Here is a 15,303-nt window from a genome sequence, read left to right on the forward strand (position 1 = left end):
AACATTGGGACATAATATCATAACAAAACCGATACTCGCTCTTATTGATTCTTCAATTTATGCAAAACATGTATGTGACCTAGCATTATGGGCTGCTAAATTTATGCAAACAACAATTCGGTTGTTGCACGTCTTGGACAAATCGGAAAAAGAAATTAGTTTACCAAACACACAACAAACCGACAATAACACACTAAATTCATCTGACTTAAAACAACAAGATACTACTCTTTCTAAAGCACTCTTTGCGCAAAAAGTTGAACAAATAGCATCTGATAAAAAACGATTAGGGCTCAATTTTGAAAACGTTGTACGCTCTTCTGAACTTCCAATTTTCGTTGCTTCACGTCATTTTCGTTCAATTCAAAGAATTCTCATAGCTTTTAACGGTGGTCCTCTAATCATGAAAGCTATTGATTTTATTTGTACACGAAAATTTTTTAATAACCTAACCTTTGTATTAGGTATGGCAGAATTGCAAACACAAGCTGTGTAAGACAGCTTCAACGAAACATTAAAGCGATTACAATCTGCTCAAATTAAAGTTGAACCACTCAAAACAGAAGACAGTCTTGAACAAATGATTCTTCAGAACATTCAGACACTTCATCTTGATATGCTCGTTATGGGAGCTTTTCACCACTCTAAAATGTATAATTTTTTATTTGGCTCTAAAACTCAGACTATTATCCATAAAGCGCCTATTCTAGTTATGGTTGCACGAGAATTATAAAGTTCTCTTCACCTTGGAAAATAAAAACAAACACTAAATGACTTAACTAATAGTTTTGAAGACTAAACGGTTAACATTATAAAAAGGCTGTTTGCTTAGGAAAGCTCTTGCCACCATTATATTTATCTCATTTCAAACAAAGCATAGATGAACTTTTTCAAAAATTCTCGGAACTACTATTTGATATCACCCTTCCTCTATACTGGCATATGGCCAGATAGTTAAAAAGGAGAAAATGAATGAATACTCATAATAATGGGAAAATGGCTTCATCTAAAAGAAACCAGAATACAATATCCTCACACAATAGAAAGAAATCCATCCAAAATAATCAGGCTAGCGATCGCCACTGTGAATTAAAAGCAGAACGGAAAAATATAAAAAGCTAATCTTCTCATTTTAAGATAACTGCTAGAAGGAATTGGAATAGTAACACCCAATTCCTTCTTTTGGTAAGTTTGGAATCGCAATATACAAGACTGCGCACAAATGATAAATATCATATCATTTTTTTAAAAGAACTTGTGGTATTGATATAAAAATAATGCCAAATTTAGTTATCAAACAGGACCACGATAATTTGGGCTTTCCCGCGTAATAGAAACATCATGTGTATGACTTTCATAAAGGCCAGCATTCGTAATACGAACAAATGTTGCTTTTTTACGAAATTCAACTAAATCTTGTGCTCCAACATAGCCCATTGAAGCACGTAATCCACCAGCCAGCTGGTGTAGAACTGATGCTATAGGACCTTTATAAGCAACTTGCCCCTCAACACCTTCAGGTACCAGTTTAAGTTCATCCTGAACCTCAGCTTGAAAATAACGATCTGCCGATCCTCTCGCCATAGCAGCAACAGACCCCATACCCCGATAAGCTTTAAAAGAACGACCCTGATAAAGATAAACTTCTCCAGGACTTTCATCTGTACCAGCTAAAAGAGAGCCAATCATAGCGGCACAAGCTCCGCCTGCCAAAGCTTTAGCAAAATCACCTGAAGTTTTGATACCACCATCAGCAATAATGGGAATCCCTGCTTTATCAGCAACTTCTACAGCATCCATAATAGCTGAAAGCTGAGGTACACCAACGCCCGAAACAATCCGCGTTGTACAAATAGAGCCAGGCCCAATACCAACTTTTACCGCATCTGCACCACTATCAATTAAAGCTTGTGTTGCTTGCGCAGTCGCTACATTACCAGCCATAATAGTTGTAGAAAGTGCCATTTTTTTAATACGTTCAATCGTTTCTAACACACGCTGAGAATGTCCATGAGCTGTATCAATCACCAATACATCAACGCCTGCATCAACTAATCGTTCAGCTCGTTCAATTCCATTATCCCCTACACCACTGGCAGCTGCAACACGTAGACGACCTTGAGAATCTTTAGTAGCATTCGGATGTAACCGCGCTTTTTCAATATCTTTGACTGTCACTAAACCAACACAGCGATTTTGCTCGTCTACAACCAATAATTTTTCAATACGGTGATAATGTAAAAGACACTTTGCTTCATCCAGTTGAACATTTTCACGTACTGTGATTAAATTTTCATGCGTCATTAATTCACGGATTTTTTGTTTTGGATCTGATGCAAAGCGCACATCCCTATTGGTTAAAATACCAACAAGCTTACCAGAAATCCCGCCCTTAGCTCCATTTTCAACAACAGGAATACCTGAAATACCATGAGAGCGCATTAAATTCTTTGCCTCTTCCAGTGTCGCATCTGGCCCAATTGTTACCGGATTAACAACCATACCGGATTCAAATTTTTTCACTTGACGGACTTCTTCAGCTTGCTCTGTAGGGGACATGTTGCGATGAATAACACCAAGACCCCCAGCTTGAGCCATAGCAATTGCTAAACGCGATTCTGTCACCGTATCCATTGCGGCAGAAAGTAAGGGTAAATTCAATTCAATATCAGCTGCAATACGTGTTTTAAGATCCACTTGGCTAGGCATAACAAGCGAATGGCCAGGTTGCAGAAGTACATCATCAAAGGTAAGCGCCAATACACCTGTTTTGGTTTCAACAATTTTTGTCATAGCCAAATTCCTTTAATAATAAAACACTGGCAAATAAATATAAAATGCAGCTGTAATTTTTATGCGCTGTGAATTTGACAATGAATTATGCCATGTTACAAACAAAATGAAAAGAAAAATAAATATTTTTTCTAATATATTCTTGTATAAGCTATAATTGCGATTCAATTGGCAACCAACTCATTATCTTTGCAAATGCGCGACGCCTAAAACTGCTTTCTGGTTCATAATCAATACTATATCGTTTTTCATTTTCAATAAAATCCCAATAAATACGATCATTATCCCCAAGACGTAAACAATAACTCATTTCACCTGTTGTTTCTTCTAAAAAAAGCAAATCCAACATCGCTGTAATTGGTGCACACTCAAAAAGAATACCCATTTCTGTATTTAATGAAGCTGATCGAGGATCAAAATTTAAAGATCCAATAAAAGCAGTTTTGTGGTCAATTAAAAAAGCTTTTGTATGTAAACTTGCTTTACTTGATCTAAACAACCACAACCGGTGGGGACCTCCATCCGGTTTTAATTCATAAAGTTTAACACCACTTTTCAATAACGCTTTACGATAAGGTGCATAACCACTATGCACCACCACCACATCAGTCGCCACTAAAGAATTAGTAAGAATTCTAACATCAATACCTTTTGACACCAAACTGCTCAAATGCTGTGCGCCTGCTTTACCAGGAACAAAATAAGGCGATGTAATTTGGACTGTTTTTTTTGCACCTTCAATAACCTGTGAGAGCACCTCCATCAGCCAATTGCCTACTTTTTTGCCTAATGCTTTTTCTGGAGGATCAGAAAGAACTTCAACTTTATCTGCTAGAAATAATCGCTTTCCCGTTTGGATAAAACATTCAAAACTGATATATTTGTTGACATAATCTAAATAAACTTTTGCGACCTTGGAATGACGAAATTTTTGCAATTTATCTTTCCAATCATCAAGGTTATTTGTACTTTTTGGAACGACTAAAGCATGAATTGGCAAAACTACAGGACTATTCCAAAAATCATCAAAGACAGTTTCTACTTTTTTTACCGATGGACCAATTAACATCAGGTCTAGATCTCGGAAACTTGCCTCCTTACCTGCATCAAAATAAGAATCTGCAATATTGCGTCCTCCTACAAAAGCTACCCGTCCATCTACAATAAAAGCTTTATTATGCATTCTGCGTGTTACAACAAGTGCCCGCAATATAATCTCTAAACCGCGACGTAAACCACCACTGCGTGCTCGTCCTGGATTAAACATTCTAACTTCAATATAAGGATGTTTATTAAGCGCAATATAAGCTGGATCACGTCCCTGAGCATTAATATCATCCAAAAGAAGACGCACGCGCACACCACGATCAGCCGCTTCCACCACTTCACTAAGTAACAAACGCCCTGTTAAATCATCGTCCCAAATATAATACATCAGATCAAGACTGCGCTCAGCCTGTGCTGCTGCCATTGTACGAACACAAAACGCATCTAAATTGCTAGTAATGAGTGAAAGAGCATCTTTGTCTCCCCCTAATCCATTTGTCTCTTTTGCTAATCGACTCACTATACGATCAAGCTTGGTCGCATCTTTCTCAACATCAAACGCATAAGAATACTCCTTTATCGCACTTTTGGTAAAACAGCCATAAGCGTAAATTGCCAACATAAATGCTGTAGTAAAAAAGATAATAGATCCGATAATAATATTTAACAGAATCAAAGTGATACACTTTCTACTTTAAAAGCTATTGCACACTCATAAATACGTACTCTAACACTAAAATCAACGTTCTTATCATTCAATTAATACAATAAAGTAGAATTTTATTATTTACTTGAAAAAATATAACCTACCACATCAGTGATTCTAAAATTCTGCATCTGACGCGAGAAAGTATGAAATGTCTGTTTATTATCTGTAAATGCAGTCTTAACCTCCATACCACAAGCTTTAAAAAATAAAGCTAATGAGAATACCCTCAAATAAAATTTCATATTTATTAAATCGATTGAAAAATTATTTCAAATTTAGTCAGTTATATCGTAAACAGTACTTTAGAAAAAACAGAAATCTTCATATTATTACTATGAAAAGCAGTAATTCTTATGAATGGAAATCTATTATAGATTTTCCTTCTATTTTTGACTGTTTGTCACCCTCGTATTCTTCTATTTTACGATAAAGTGTAGAACGCCCTATACAAAGACGGCGAGAAACCTCACTCATACGTCTCTTATAATGTTTAACTGCCTTTTCAATAATATCGCGCTCCATCTCCGCAAAGGTACGGACATGTCCTTCAGAATTTAAAAATTGTATAGACTTTTTTTCAGAATGTTCTTGAACATGATTACACATAATACTCGGAACACCAAGTAATGAACTTCCCATTAATTGTGGAAAATCACGAACAGTTAATAAAGGCCCTTCACTGAGTAAAACTGCGCGAAATAATAAATTTTCAAGTTCACTACGGTTACCAGGCCAATCATATTGCATAAGTAATGAAATAGCTGATCCCGACAAACCATGTATATGTGATCGTCCTGTTTCAGTAATGATATGATCAATCAAGCGCTGAGAAATTTCTGGAAGATCATCCCTCAATTCTCGCAAAGTGGGAACATTGATACATAATTGGGAAAACTGTTCAAATAAACCATGAAAAAAAACATCATCTTTAACTAGATCCTCAAGTTGTGACGTTGATATGGCAATAATACGAAAAGGAGGCTGTTCATTCTTTATAGCCTCTTCTCTCTCTTTAAGATAATGTGCAAAACGTTTTTGCTGTATGGGCTCGAGCCGATCAATATCACAAAGGCAAAGAGTTCCCTTTTCAATAGAAGAAACCAGTGGTAAAAATTCTTTAAACCATATGTGTTTTTCTTGCTCTGGATCAACAACAGGTAAACACTGGAAACAGACAAAAGGCCCTTTTGAAAATAAGCTTTCACAGTGAATAATGCGCGCTAACGTTTCACGACCAGTTCCTATTTCACCTTTTATCAAAAGATTCTGTTGGGAAATAGCTGCACTTTTCGATTGTTCTAAAACCGCTTGCATGATACTACTTTTTGTATAGAGATCAGAAAATCGTAAATAATTTTTATTTCGTCGTTGGATATAATAAACTTCACGTTCTAACGCAGAAGTACGTGAAAGATTATTCAATGTAATTCTCAATCGTAGTGGTGTAACCGGATAAATCCAATAATCAATAGCTCCAACTCTTAAGGCTTTTTGAAGTGATTCTTGATTATCTTGTTTTGCTATAACAACAATAGGAACAGAGACTCCAGCAGCTCTAATTGTCGTAATCAAATCACTTATACTTAAATCACTCATAACAACATCAAGCAATGCAAGCATGACATTTTTACGTCTATGTAAAAGATCGATCGTACGTAAGCTATTTTCCGCTTCAATGACACGATAACCAAGATCTCGGAGCATAGTAGAAAACTCTATACGCTTGCCGTGGTCTTCACTCGCAACAAGAATAGGGCCAACCATAATTTAATAATCTCCTTTGAGACTACTAAACAATATTAATATGAGACTTATTGTGAATCATAAAAAATATTTTACCTTTTGTATCGCACGTGTTAAATTTATTATTTTAATAATTAACAAAATTAAGATATTTTTTCTAATTCTTTGCTTTTTCATTAATTTTCAGCAAAAGCTTTAATATTAATTAATAAAGTAACTTAATAATAACAATCTTAAGTTTATTATAAATAATTGAAAAGCAATAGTAAAATAAATAGAGTGAAACAAATGCAACATATCTGCCGCATTTTATGTCTTACAACTACTATTTTGGCGATAGGAGCCTGCAGCCTTCCGCACCATTATGGACAACACCCAACTGTAGAAAATATACCAACTGGAATTGACGGTGAATGGGTTGATAAAAATGGTATTATTTCCTCTTTCCATAATGGCAATTTTGAAACACGCGCAGCAGACACAAAAGAAAAATTATCAGAAGGCACTTACAATTACATCAATGCACAACATGTAGAAATTGAAATCCGCTCAATTCTCCGTGGAACTATATCCAGAGCTTATTGTAGGTTATCAAATGATACAATGCAACTTTTCTGCACATCAAGTGCTGGATTACAATTCTTTCTCAATCGTCAAATTTAAGTGAAAATTAAAATTTTATTTAAATACATAGAATAACTAATAGGAAGATATAATTTTCTTCTTAACAGAGTTTTTAAAACCAATGTAAATTAACATACTACCTTTCTGATAAACCTTCTATACAATTCTAAAATACGCGAAAAAGTAATCTTTTCACAATAATATCTTTAACAGAGCAATTTTATATTTACAATTGCTCTTCTATTATTGAATCCGCCCTGACTTATTATTAAAAATTTTATCTGATATCGACACCTATTAACTCAAACAGCACCAATACGCAAAAGATCATGAAAATGAACAATCCCTACGGGTTTTTTATCTTCAATGACAAAAAAGGCACCAATCTGATGAGCATTAATAAAAGCTGTCGCAGCACCAACGAGTGTATCTGGGTTTACAATTTTAGGATCCTTTGTCATTACCTCATCAACATTGAATTTTGATAAATCACAGTGAATATTACGCGCAAGGTCACCATCTGTTACAATTCCAATTAACTCACCTTTTTGGTTTATAACACCAACACAACCAAAATGTTTTTCAACCAAAATATTTACAGCTTCAGTCATAGGTGCACCCTGTATAATCAAAGGAAGACTATCACCTTGATGCATAATATCGCGCACATATTTAAAGTTTACACCAAGCGAACCACCAGGATGATAAATTTTAAAATCTGTTGCGCTAAAGTCATGCCTTTCTAAAAGAGCAACAGCCAAAGCATCGCCCATTGCCAATTGCATAACTGTGGAAGTTGTTGGAGCAAGCCCATGAGGACAAGCCTCTTCTACCTTTGGTAATAATAATACAATATCAGCTTTTCGCCCTAATACAGAGTGCTCGCCAGATGTCATTGCAATAAGTGGGATACGAAAACGCGCAGCATGGTTTATAATGCCGCTTAATTCCATAGTTTCACCTGACCATGACAAAGCAAGAATAACATCATCAGAACTAATCATACCAAGGTCACCATGATTAGCTTCTGCAGCATGCACAAAAAAGGCAGGCGTCCCCGTTGAGGCTAAAGTCGCAGCAATTTTTGTTCCTATATGACCACTCTTACCAAGACCAGTAATTACCACATGACCCTGAGCATTACTAATGATTTGAACAGCTTTTTTAAAAGAATCTGAAAGATAGCTTGAAAGAGCTTTCTCAAGAGCTTCAAGCCCTTGTTTTTCGCGAGAAATAGTTTTAAGTGCCGATGTAATTGCACCTTGTAAAGCCAACATATTAGAAGACCCTATCATCATAACTAAGTTTGATAAATGAAATCAAAACAGAGATCTATATAATTTTTAAGCTTTTATCGTTTCAAGTAAGTTTTTCAATGAAACAGAAACATGCTGATGCATATCAGCACGCGCTAAAGCAAACGCAACATTGGCTTCAATAAAACCAGTTGTAGAGCCACAATCAAAAGTATATCCATCTAATTGGAAACCAAAAAAAGCTTGCTCATTTGAAAGCCGCACCATAGCATCTGTCAACTGAATTTCATTTTCTGCCCCTCGTTCTTGATTGGAAAGAATATCAAAAATTTCTGGTTGTAAAATATAACGTCCATTAATGTATAAATTAGATGGAGCCGTTTCTTTTTCTGGTTTCTCTACCATTTTTGTGATTTCAAAACCATTTGCAATTTGCTTACCCTTGCCAACAATACCATATTTGTGAACGTCTTCAAGATTACATTCTTGAACAGAAATAATATTTCCTCCACCCGTTTTTTCATAAAGGTAGATCATTTCAGAAAGGCAATTCTTTTTAGCCTGTATCAACATATCTGGTAATAATAAAGCAAAAGGTTCCTTGCCAACTAACTCACGTGCACACCAGAGAGCATGCCCAAGACCCAAAGATTGCTGTTGTCGGGTAAAAGAAGTCATGCCAGGTTGCGGCTGCAAATCTTGTAAATGCTTAAGTTCTTCTTTTTTGCCACGTTCAGTAAGTACTGTATATAATTCAACTTGCGCATCAAAATAATCTTCAATCACTGCTTTATTGCGTCCAGTAATAAAAATAAGATGCTCAATGCCCGCTTCACGTGCTTCATCTACAACATATTGAATAATAGGTTTATCAACAACAGTCAGCATTTCCTTAGGAACTGTTTTTGTTGCTGGAAGAAAACGAGTACCAAGGCCCGCTACGGGAAATACTGCCTTCCGAATTTTACGCACACTTACTCTCCTGATTATGAATATAGCGTTTGCTATATAGCTTTCTGATTTAATGTATCACCGTGTTGTAACTAAAATGCTAAAAAGATGCTTTACTGTTTTGGTTGGATTATCATAAAAATTAGTTATAATAAAAGACACGAATAGTTAAATAATCAGAATACTTTTTCAAAGTGTTTCGATTTAGCTGGGTAGTATACTTTACAAACCAAATACAAAAAACGAAATTACTTCACACTAAAGTATTCTAAAATCGGCAGTAATAAAAAGATGAAACCAATAACACTGAGTCTATTTTCTTCTTCAAAGAAATTAATAAATCGCAGAGCCTTTATCATTGGTGTAATCTCCACTCTTTTGGCTCTTTCAACGCCTTTTTTTTCATTTGCACACACTGAGCGTGATTTTAAAAGCTGGATTAACGAATTTAAAAAAATAGCTTTAGCCAACAATATCTCATCAACTACATTTGATATGGCTTTTAAAACTGTTGAAGCAATTGACCCGGCAGTTTTACAAAAAGCGGCATATCAACCAGAATTTATTGATTCCCCATGGAACTATTTTGACAATCGTGTTCATAATATCGCTATTGTGGAAGGACAGCGTCATGCTCAAACATGGGAACCATGGCTCTCCAAAATTGAAAAACGTTTCGGTGTTAACCGCAATATTCTCCTTGCTATTTGGTCTATAGAAAGTAGCTATGGAAAAGTTTTGCAAAACAAAAATGTGATGCATGACGTCATCCGTTCACTTGCAACTTTAGCTTACGCAGACCAAAAACGTAAAAAATATGCGCACACACAACTTATTGCTGCAATGAAAATTTTACAAAACAGTGGCATTCATCGTTCTCAACTCATTGGATCTTGGGCCGGTGCATTAGGACACACCCAATTTATTCCAACGAGTTATCTTGCCTATGGTATTGACATGGACGGAGATGGACGCTGTAATATTTGGACATCAATTCCAGATGCACTTGCTACCGCTGCTAATCTTCTTCACATGAATGGGTGGCAATCTGACCTCCCTTGGGGTGTTGAAGTTAAACTGCCACATCGAAAAAAACTCCCTGAAGATTGGCTTTCTTTTGAACAATGGGCAAAGCTAGGTGTTCGCCATGCACACGGGCAACCTTTTCCTTCTTCTTCTCAACTTGCAATATTGAAATTTCCCGATGGACCAGAGGGACCTATATTTTTGGTAACAAAAAATTTCTTTGTTATTAAGCGTTACAATAATGCAGATCGTTATGCTTTTGCCGTTGCTCTCCTTGCTAATCGTATCGCTGGACACCCTGGATTAGTGCAAGATTGGAACCGACCATTCAAACCTATTACTTTCCAAGAACGTTTAGAGCTGCAATCTCGCTTAGCTGCACTTGGAGATTATAAAGGAGAAATTGATGGTAAAATTGGTACAGCTTCCAAACAAGCCATTAAAGCTTTTCAACTACGCCATGGTTTAGAAGCTAATGGATACCCAAGTCATCAAGTTCTGTCTCTTCTCAGAAAACAATGATCTAGAATAGATACTCATACCATTTTTACCAAATATATTTGATTTACCTTCTTTTTATTTTTTCTTTTATAACAACAAAGCTAATCTCAACTAAAGCGCAAAACTTTTTTGAATTGTGTACGCATGTAAAAAACAAATACAGTCACCATAAAATTGTAATACCTACTTCCAGCTTCATTTCGATTGATTATTATTCTTGGAAAAAATCATATTTTCATTCATTGAAAAAATAAGCCAGGCACATTTTATGGTGATAAGTGTGAAGTAAAAACAACCACAATATCCAATAACATTCTTAGCAATTATTTAGCCAAAATGAATAGATTTCTATGAGCAAAGAGCTATCAAATTGATAAAAACTTTCATAATTCTGGAAAATTATGAACATGGATAGAGACTAACCTGCCCTTGAACGACGAAAAATAAATTTTTACGTATTCTATATGAAAATCCTAGAAATATAAGGAGAATATTTTGTCTATATTTGAAACAATTTTATTGACAAACAAAGCCTTTTATTCAAGCTATAAGAAAAAGCTAAGTTTACAATCTTGAGTGCAAATTACCAACAACTTCTTTATGAGGTGGTACAAAATAGCTATTTACTCAACAAAATAAATTAGAACCTCATAAAATACAAATCACGTAAATAGCTACTAAGTAAGTCAAACTGACAATTTTCCCTATAAACTCGTTAAAAATATCAACTCTAATTTTTTATTACACTATCATAATAAATTTAAAATTTGCACATAACCTAAAACACCTAAAATATAAAAATCGGTATGGACTTACCCTGTATTATGTATGATTTAAAGCCCCCGTTTTTTGATCATCGCTTCTGGTGAAGGTAACCTTCCCCGAAAAGCTTTATAAAGCTCTTCTGGATCACAACTACCTCCAGAAGAATAAATAAAACGCTTCAATTGGCTAGCAAGTTCTGGGTTAAAAACATCACCAGTTTCCTCAAAAGCTTGAAATGCATCAGCATCAAGCACTTCTGACCACATATAAGAATAATAACCAGCAGCATAACTATCACCTGAAAACACATGTGTAAAATGTGGAGGACGATGGCGCATAATAATTGTGTCAAGCATTTCTAACTTTTCTAATTCCTTATACTCAAACAATATTGGATCAGAAACTATTACTCCTTTATGAAAAGCGATATCTATTAAAGCCGATGAAATATATTCAACAGCACAAAAACCAGCATTAAATGTCTGTGCTGACATAATCTTATCCAGCAAAGTTTGTGGCATGGGAATATCTGTTTTTGCATGCGTAGCATAAGATTTTAGCACCTCTGACACAGTCAACCAATGCTCATAAAGTTGAGAAGGAAGTTCAACAAAATCACGCGAAACAGATGTTCCTGCCACGGATGGCCATGTTACATCAGAAAGCAAACCGTGTAACGCGTGCCCAAATTCATGGAAAAGTGTACGCGCATCATCTAGCGACAAAAGAGCAGCATCCCCTTTAGGAGGCTTTGCAAAATTGCAAATATTATAAATGATCGGTTTTTGTCCACCATTCAATTTATGCTGCGACTGCAGCTGACTCATCCATGCGCCAGATCGTTTTGAAGAACGTGCGAAATAATCGCCAATAAAATACCCAAGTAAACTACCATCAGAATGTTTAACCTCCCATAAACGCACATCAGGATGCCAAAGTATAACAGCTGTTTTTTCTTCAAATGAAATTCCAAAGAGCTTCTTTGCCACTGCAAAAGATGCTTCAATCATACGATCTAGCTGAAAATATTGTTTAACCTCAGATTCATTAAAAGAAAATTTTTCAGCACGTAATTTTTCAGCATAATAACGCCAATCCCAAGCTGCTAAAGGCTCATTGCTCCCTAGATTTTTTGCTAAATTTTGTAATTCAGTCTGTTCAGTAACAGCTCTAACTTTTGCTCGTTCCCATATAGGCATGAGCAAATTCATAACTGAATTAACACTCTTGGCCATGGTATTATCAAGTTTTAAATCTGCAAAAGATTCATATCCCAGCAATTTGGCTTTTTCATTCCGAAGCGTGATCATTTCTACAATAATCGCTCGATTATCATTATCATCATTATTTTCGCCACGTTTAGACCAAGCCTGAAATGCTATCTCACGCAAATCACGGCGATTAGATAATTTTAAAAAAGGTTCAACAATCGAACGTGCTAATGTTAATGCATAAAATCCTTCACGACCTTTTTCGCAAGCAACTTCTTTCATTGAAGCAATAAGATCATCAGGTAAGCCAGATAAATCCGTTTGTTCTAAAAACAAAATCCATTCAGCTTCATCTTTTAATACATGTTGACCAAAAGTAGTGCCTAAAAGAGCCAGTTTTTCATTGATCTCGACAAGACGTTTCTTACCTTGTGCATCAAGTTTTGCACCGTTACGAATAAACTTCTTCCACCATAATTCAATTACGCGCTTCGTTTCACTGCCATACATACCCTGCTGCGACTGTATATACAGTGTATCCATCTTTACAAATATCCTCTCATCCATCATAACTTTCGAAAAATAACGAGATAGTTGTACAGTAAATTCTTGTTCTAACTTCTGAATCAACACATTACTATGTGCGCCTGAACGTAAGAAAAATATTGAACATATACGATCAAGTGCCTTGCCAGAAAGCTCAAAAGGCTGCAAAAAATTCTCAAGTGTTGGAGGCTCTTCCACAGATGCAATTGCCTCTATTTCTTTTTCGGCTTCTTTAAGAGCTTGTTCAAAAGCGGGTTTAAAATCATCGTCATTTATTGAGGCAAAATCGGGAAGTCCTGAAAATCCGTTCCAATCTAAAACTGCTGTTTTTGTCATAATATCTACGCCTCCATTATACGCTTTAAAACAAAATGATTACTTTCAGCATACAAACATCTTGGAAAAATTATCGAGTATGCTCTGAAACAAATTTTTAAATCCAATATTTTGATAGAAGAAATAAAAAAGCAAAAAACTATTTTATTATAGGATACATAAAAACAAACAAGCTCCATTTATCTGAAAAATGAAATTGTTTATAGACTGTGATCTATCCTTGACTTTATTTAAAATATTCACAATCTCAAAAACAATTCAGAGAGATGTTTCTAAGTTTTCTATCACTTTGATTGATCCTATCCATATACCTGAATCTTATAATTTTGGAAGGCGCTTTACTATGACTGAAATAAAAACAACCTTCAACTTTAAAAATCTTTCTCCTGAAACTCTCGCTGAAGAATTAAAAAACCGTCATTTTGCTGATTCAATTGATATCATCAATGATCTAGATATTATGGAACGCGTGACTGTTTTTAGTCTTTTACCTCTTGATTATGCTATTGAGCTCTTTGATAAACCAGAACTCGAACAACCAGCAGCTATTCTTGAACTTCTACCTACTAATCGTTCTGTTGAAATTCTTGAGGGTATGTCCGCAGATGCTGCTGCAGACGTCTTTCAAGAAATGGATAGAAAGACCCGTACACGGCTTTACGCCTTGTTAAAACCCTTAACTCGAACAGAACTTAAAAAACTCACCAGTTATCCCAACCATACAGCTGGTGCATTAATGACAACCGAGTTTATTGCCATCCCAGCAGATTGGACTGTCAAAAAAACTCTAGATCACATTCGTGACGTTGAACGAACACGTGAAACAGTTTACACAAGCTATGTCATTGATCCCAAAACAGGTGTGCTTCTCAAAGCTGTTTCATTACGAAATCTCATTCTTGCCTCACCTGATGATCAAATTCTCAATGTCTCTACACATGATACACCTATCACAATATCACCCTTTACAGATCATGAAGATATTGCTCGTCTTTTCCAACGCCATGATCTTCTTTCTGTACCAGTTATTGATGACAGTAACCATGTTATTGGTATTGTAACAGTCGATGATGTGCTTGATACTATGGTTGATGAAATGAGTGAAGATGCTTATAAATTTGGGGGTATGGAAGCTCTAGATAAACCTTATATGCAGATAAATTTTCTTGGAATGATGAAAAAACGTGGTGGCTGGCTTGCCCTGCTTTTTCTTGGTGAAATGTTAACAGCCAGCGCCATGCAATATTTCGAAGCAGAGATTGAAAAAGTTATCACCCTTACACTATTCATTCCCCTTATTATGAGTTCAGGAGGAAACTCTGGCTCACAAGCAACATCACTTATTCTTCGTGCATTAGCTTTACGTGAACTTACACTTAAAGACTGGTGGAGAGTCATCCTTCGCGAGATCCCAACAGGAATGTCTCTTGGTCTTTTACTTGGAATCGTTGGAATAATGCGCATTGTTATCTGGCAACAACTGGGCATCTATAATTATGGTGAACATTGGATTTTCATTGCTATAACAGTGGGTGCAACTTTGGTTGGAATCGTTACATTCGGTTCCTTGTCTGGTTCCATGCTGCCTTTTATTCTTAAACGTTTAAAATTTGATCCAGCAAGTGCTTCGGCTCCCTTAGTAGCAACCTTAGTAGATGTTACAGGTATTGTAATCTATTTTTCTGTTGCCTCTCTTATTTTATCTGGAATTTTACTTTAAAATAAGAAGAAAAAACATATTCAAAACAACCTAAAAGCTCTTTAAAGCTCTTTTATGACGCAATTAAATTTGCGT

General features: G+C 35.7%; 10 protein-coding genes and 1 pseudogene. 5 read left to right on the top strand and 6 right to left on the bottom strand.

Annotation, left to right across the window (positions count from 1 at the left end; all coding sequences use genetic code 11):
- The first annotated feature begins 4 nt into the window (after nt 1–4).
- Complete coding sequence (locus tag J7R05_RS03320; RefSeq protein WP_246468203.1) at nt 5–496, top strand: adenine nucleotide alpha hydrolase family protein; 492 nt, start codon at nt 5–7, stop codon at nt 494–496.
- A gap of 33 nt (nt 497–529) precedes the next feature.
- Nucleotides 530–733: pseudogene (locus J7R05_RS09195) on the top strand (universal stress protein); the annotation flags it as partial.
- A 560-nt stretch (nt 734–1,293) separates the two neighbouring features.
- On the opposite strand, the gene guaB reads toward J7R05_RS09195, so the two are convergent.
- From guaB to J7R05_RS03335, 3 genes are all read right to left on the bottom strand, one after another.
- Entirely contained in the window at nt 1,294–2,793 is a 1,500-nt protein-coding gene (gene guaB, locus J7R05_RS03325; protein WP_078662964.1) for an IMP dehydrogenase, read from the bottom strand.
- 151 nt (nt 2,794–2,944) lie between these two features.
- Nucleotides 2,945–4,516 carry a phospholipase D family protein gene (locus tag J7R05_RS03330; protein WP_208541178.1) on the bottom strand — a complete coding sequence of 524 codons (1,572 nt, stop codon included), beginning with the start codon at nt 4,514–4,516 and terminating at the stop codon, nt 2,945–2,947.
- Between the two features lie 384 nt (nt 4,517–4,900).
- Nucleotides 4,901–6,313: a sigma-54-dependent transcriptional regulator gene (locus J7R05_RS03335; RefSeq protein ID WP_208541179.1), complete on the bottom strand. Its 1,413-nt coding sequence runs from the start codon at nt 6,311–6,313 to the stop codon at nt 4,901–4,903.
- A gap of 267 nt (nt 6,314–6,580) precedes the next feature.
- Between J7R05_RS03335 and omp10 the strand changes: the two genes are divergently transcribed.
- A complete protein-coding gene (gene omp10, locus J7R05_RS03340) occupies nt 6,581–6,955 on the top strand; it encodes an outer membrane lipoprotein Omp10 (RefSeq protein ID WP_208541180.1) in 375 nt (124 codons plus the stop codon).
- A 263-nt stretch (nt 6,956–7,218) separates the two neighbouring features.
- On the opposite strand, the gene J7R05_RS03345 is transcribed toward omp10, so the two are convergent.
- Both J7R05_RS03345 and galU read right to left on the bottom strand, forming a co-directional pair.
- On the bottom strand, nt 7,219–8,214 hold the full coding sequence (locus J7R05_RS03345) for a KpsF/GutQ family sugar-phosphate isomerase (RefSeq protein ID WP_208541181.1): 996 nt from the start codon (nt 8,212–8,214) through the stop codon (nt 7,219–7,221).
- 45 nt (nt 8,215–8,259) lie between these two features.
- Complete coding sequence (gene galU, locus J7R05_RS03350; protein WP_208541182.1) at nt 8,260–9,144, bottom strand: UTP--glucose-1-phosphate uridylyltransferase GalU; 885 nt, start codon at nt 9,142–9,144, stop codon at nt 8,260–8,262.
- 270 nt (nt 9,145–9,414) lie between these two features.
- Here galU and J7R05_RS03355 point away from each other — a divergent pair, with 270 nt between their 5' ends.
- Nucleotides 9,415–10,671: a lytic murein transglycosylase gene (locus tag J7R05_RS03355; protein ID WP_208541183.1), complete on the top strand. Its 1,257-nt coding sequence runs from the start codon at nt 9,415–9,417 to the stop codon at nt 10,669–10,671.
- An 812-nt stretch (nt 10,672–11,483) separates the two neighbouring features.
- On the opposite strand, the gene J7R05_RS03360 is transcribed toward J7R05_RS03355, so the two are convergent.
- A complete protein-coding gene (locus J7R05_RS03360; protein ID WP_208541184.1) occupies nt 11,484–13,508 on the bottom strand; it encodes a M3 family metallopeptidase in 2,025 nt (674 codons plus the stop codon).
- Nucleotides 13,509–13,851: 343 nt separating this feature from the next.
- On the opposite strand from J7R05_RS03360, the gene mgtE reads away from it, so the two are divergent.
- Nucleotides 13,852–15,228 (top strand): magnesium transporter, encoded by a 1,377-nt coding sequence (gene mgtE / locus J7R05_RS03365; protein ID WP_208541185.1) that lies wholly within the window; start codon nt 13,852–13,854, stop codon nt 15,226–15,228.
- The last annotated feature ends 75 nt before the right edge of the window (nt 15,229–15,303 follow it).

It is taken from the genome of Bartonella capreoli (assembly GCF_902813205.1).
Taxonomy (GTDB): Bacteria; Pseudomonadota; Alphaproteobacteria; order Rhizobiales; family Rhizobiaceae; genus Bartonella; species Bartonella schoenbuchensis.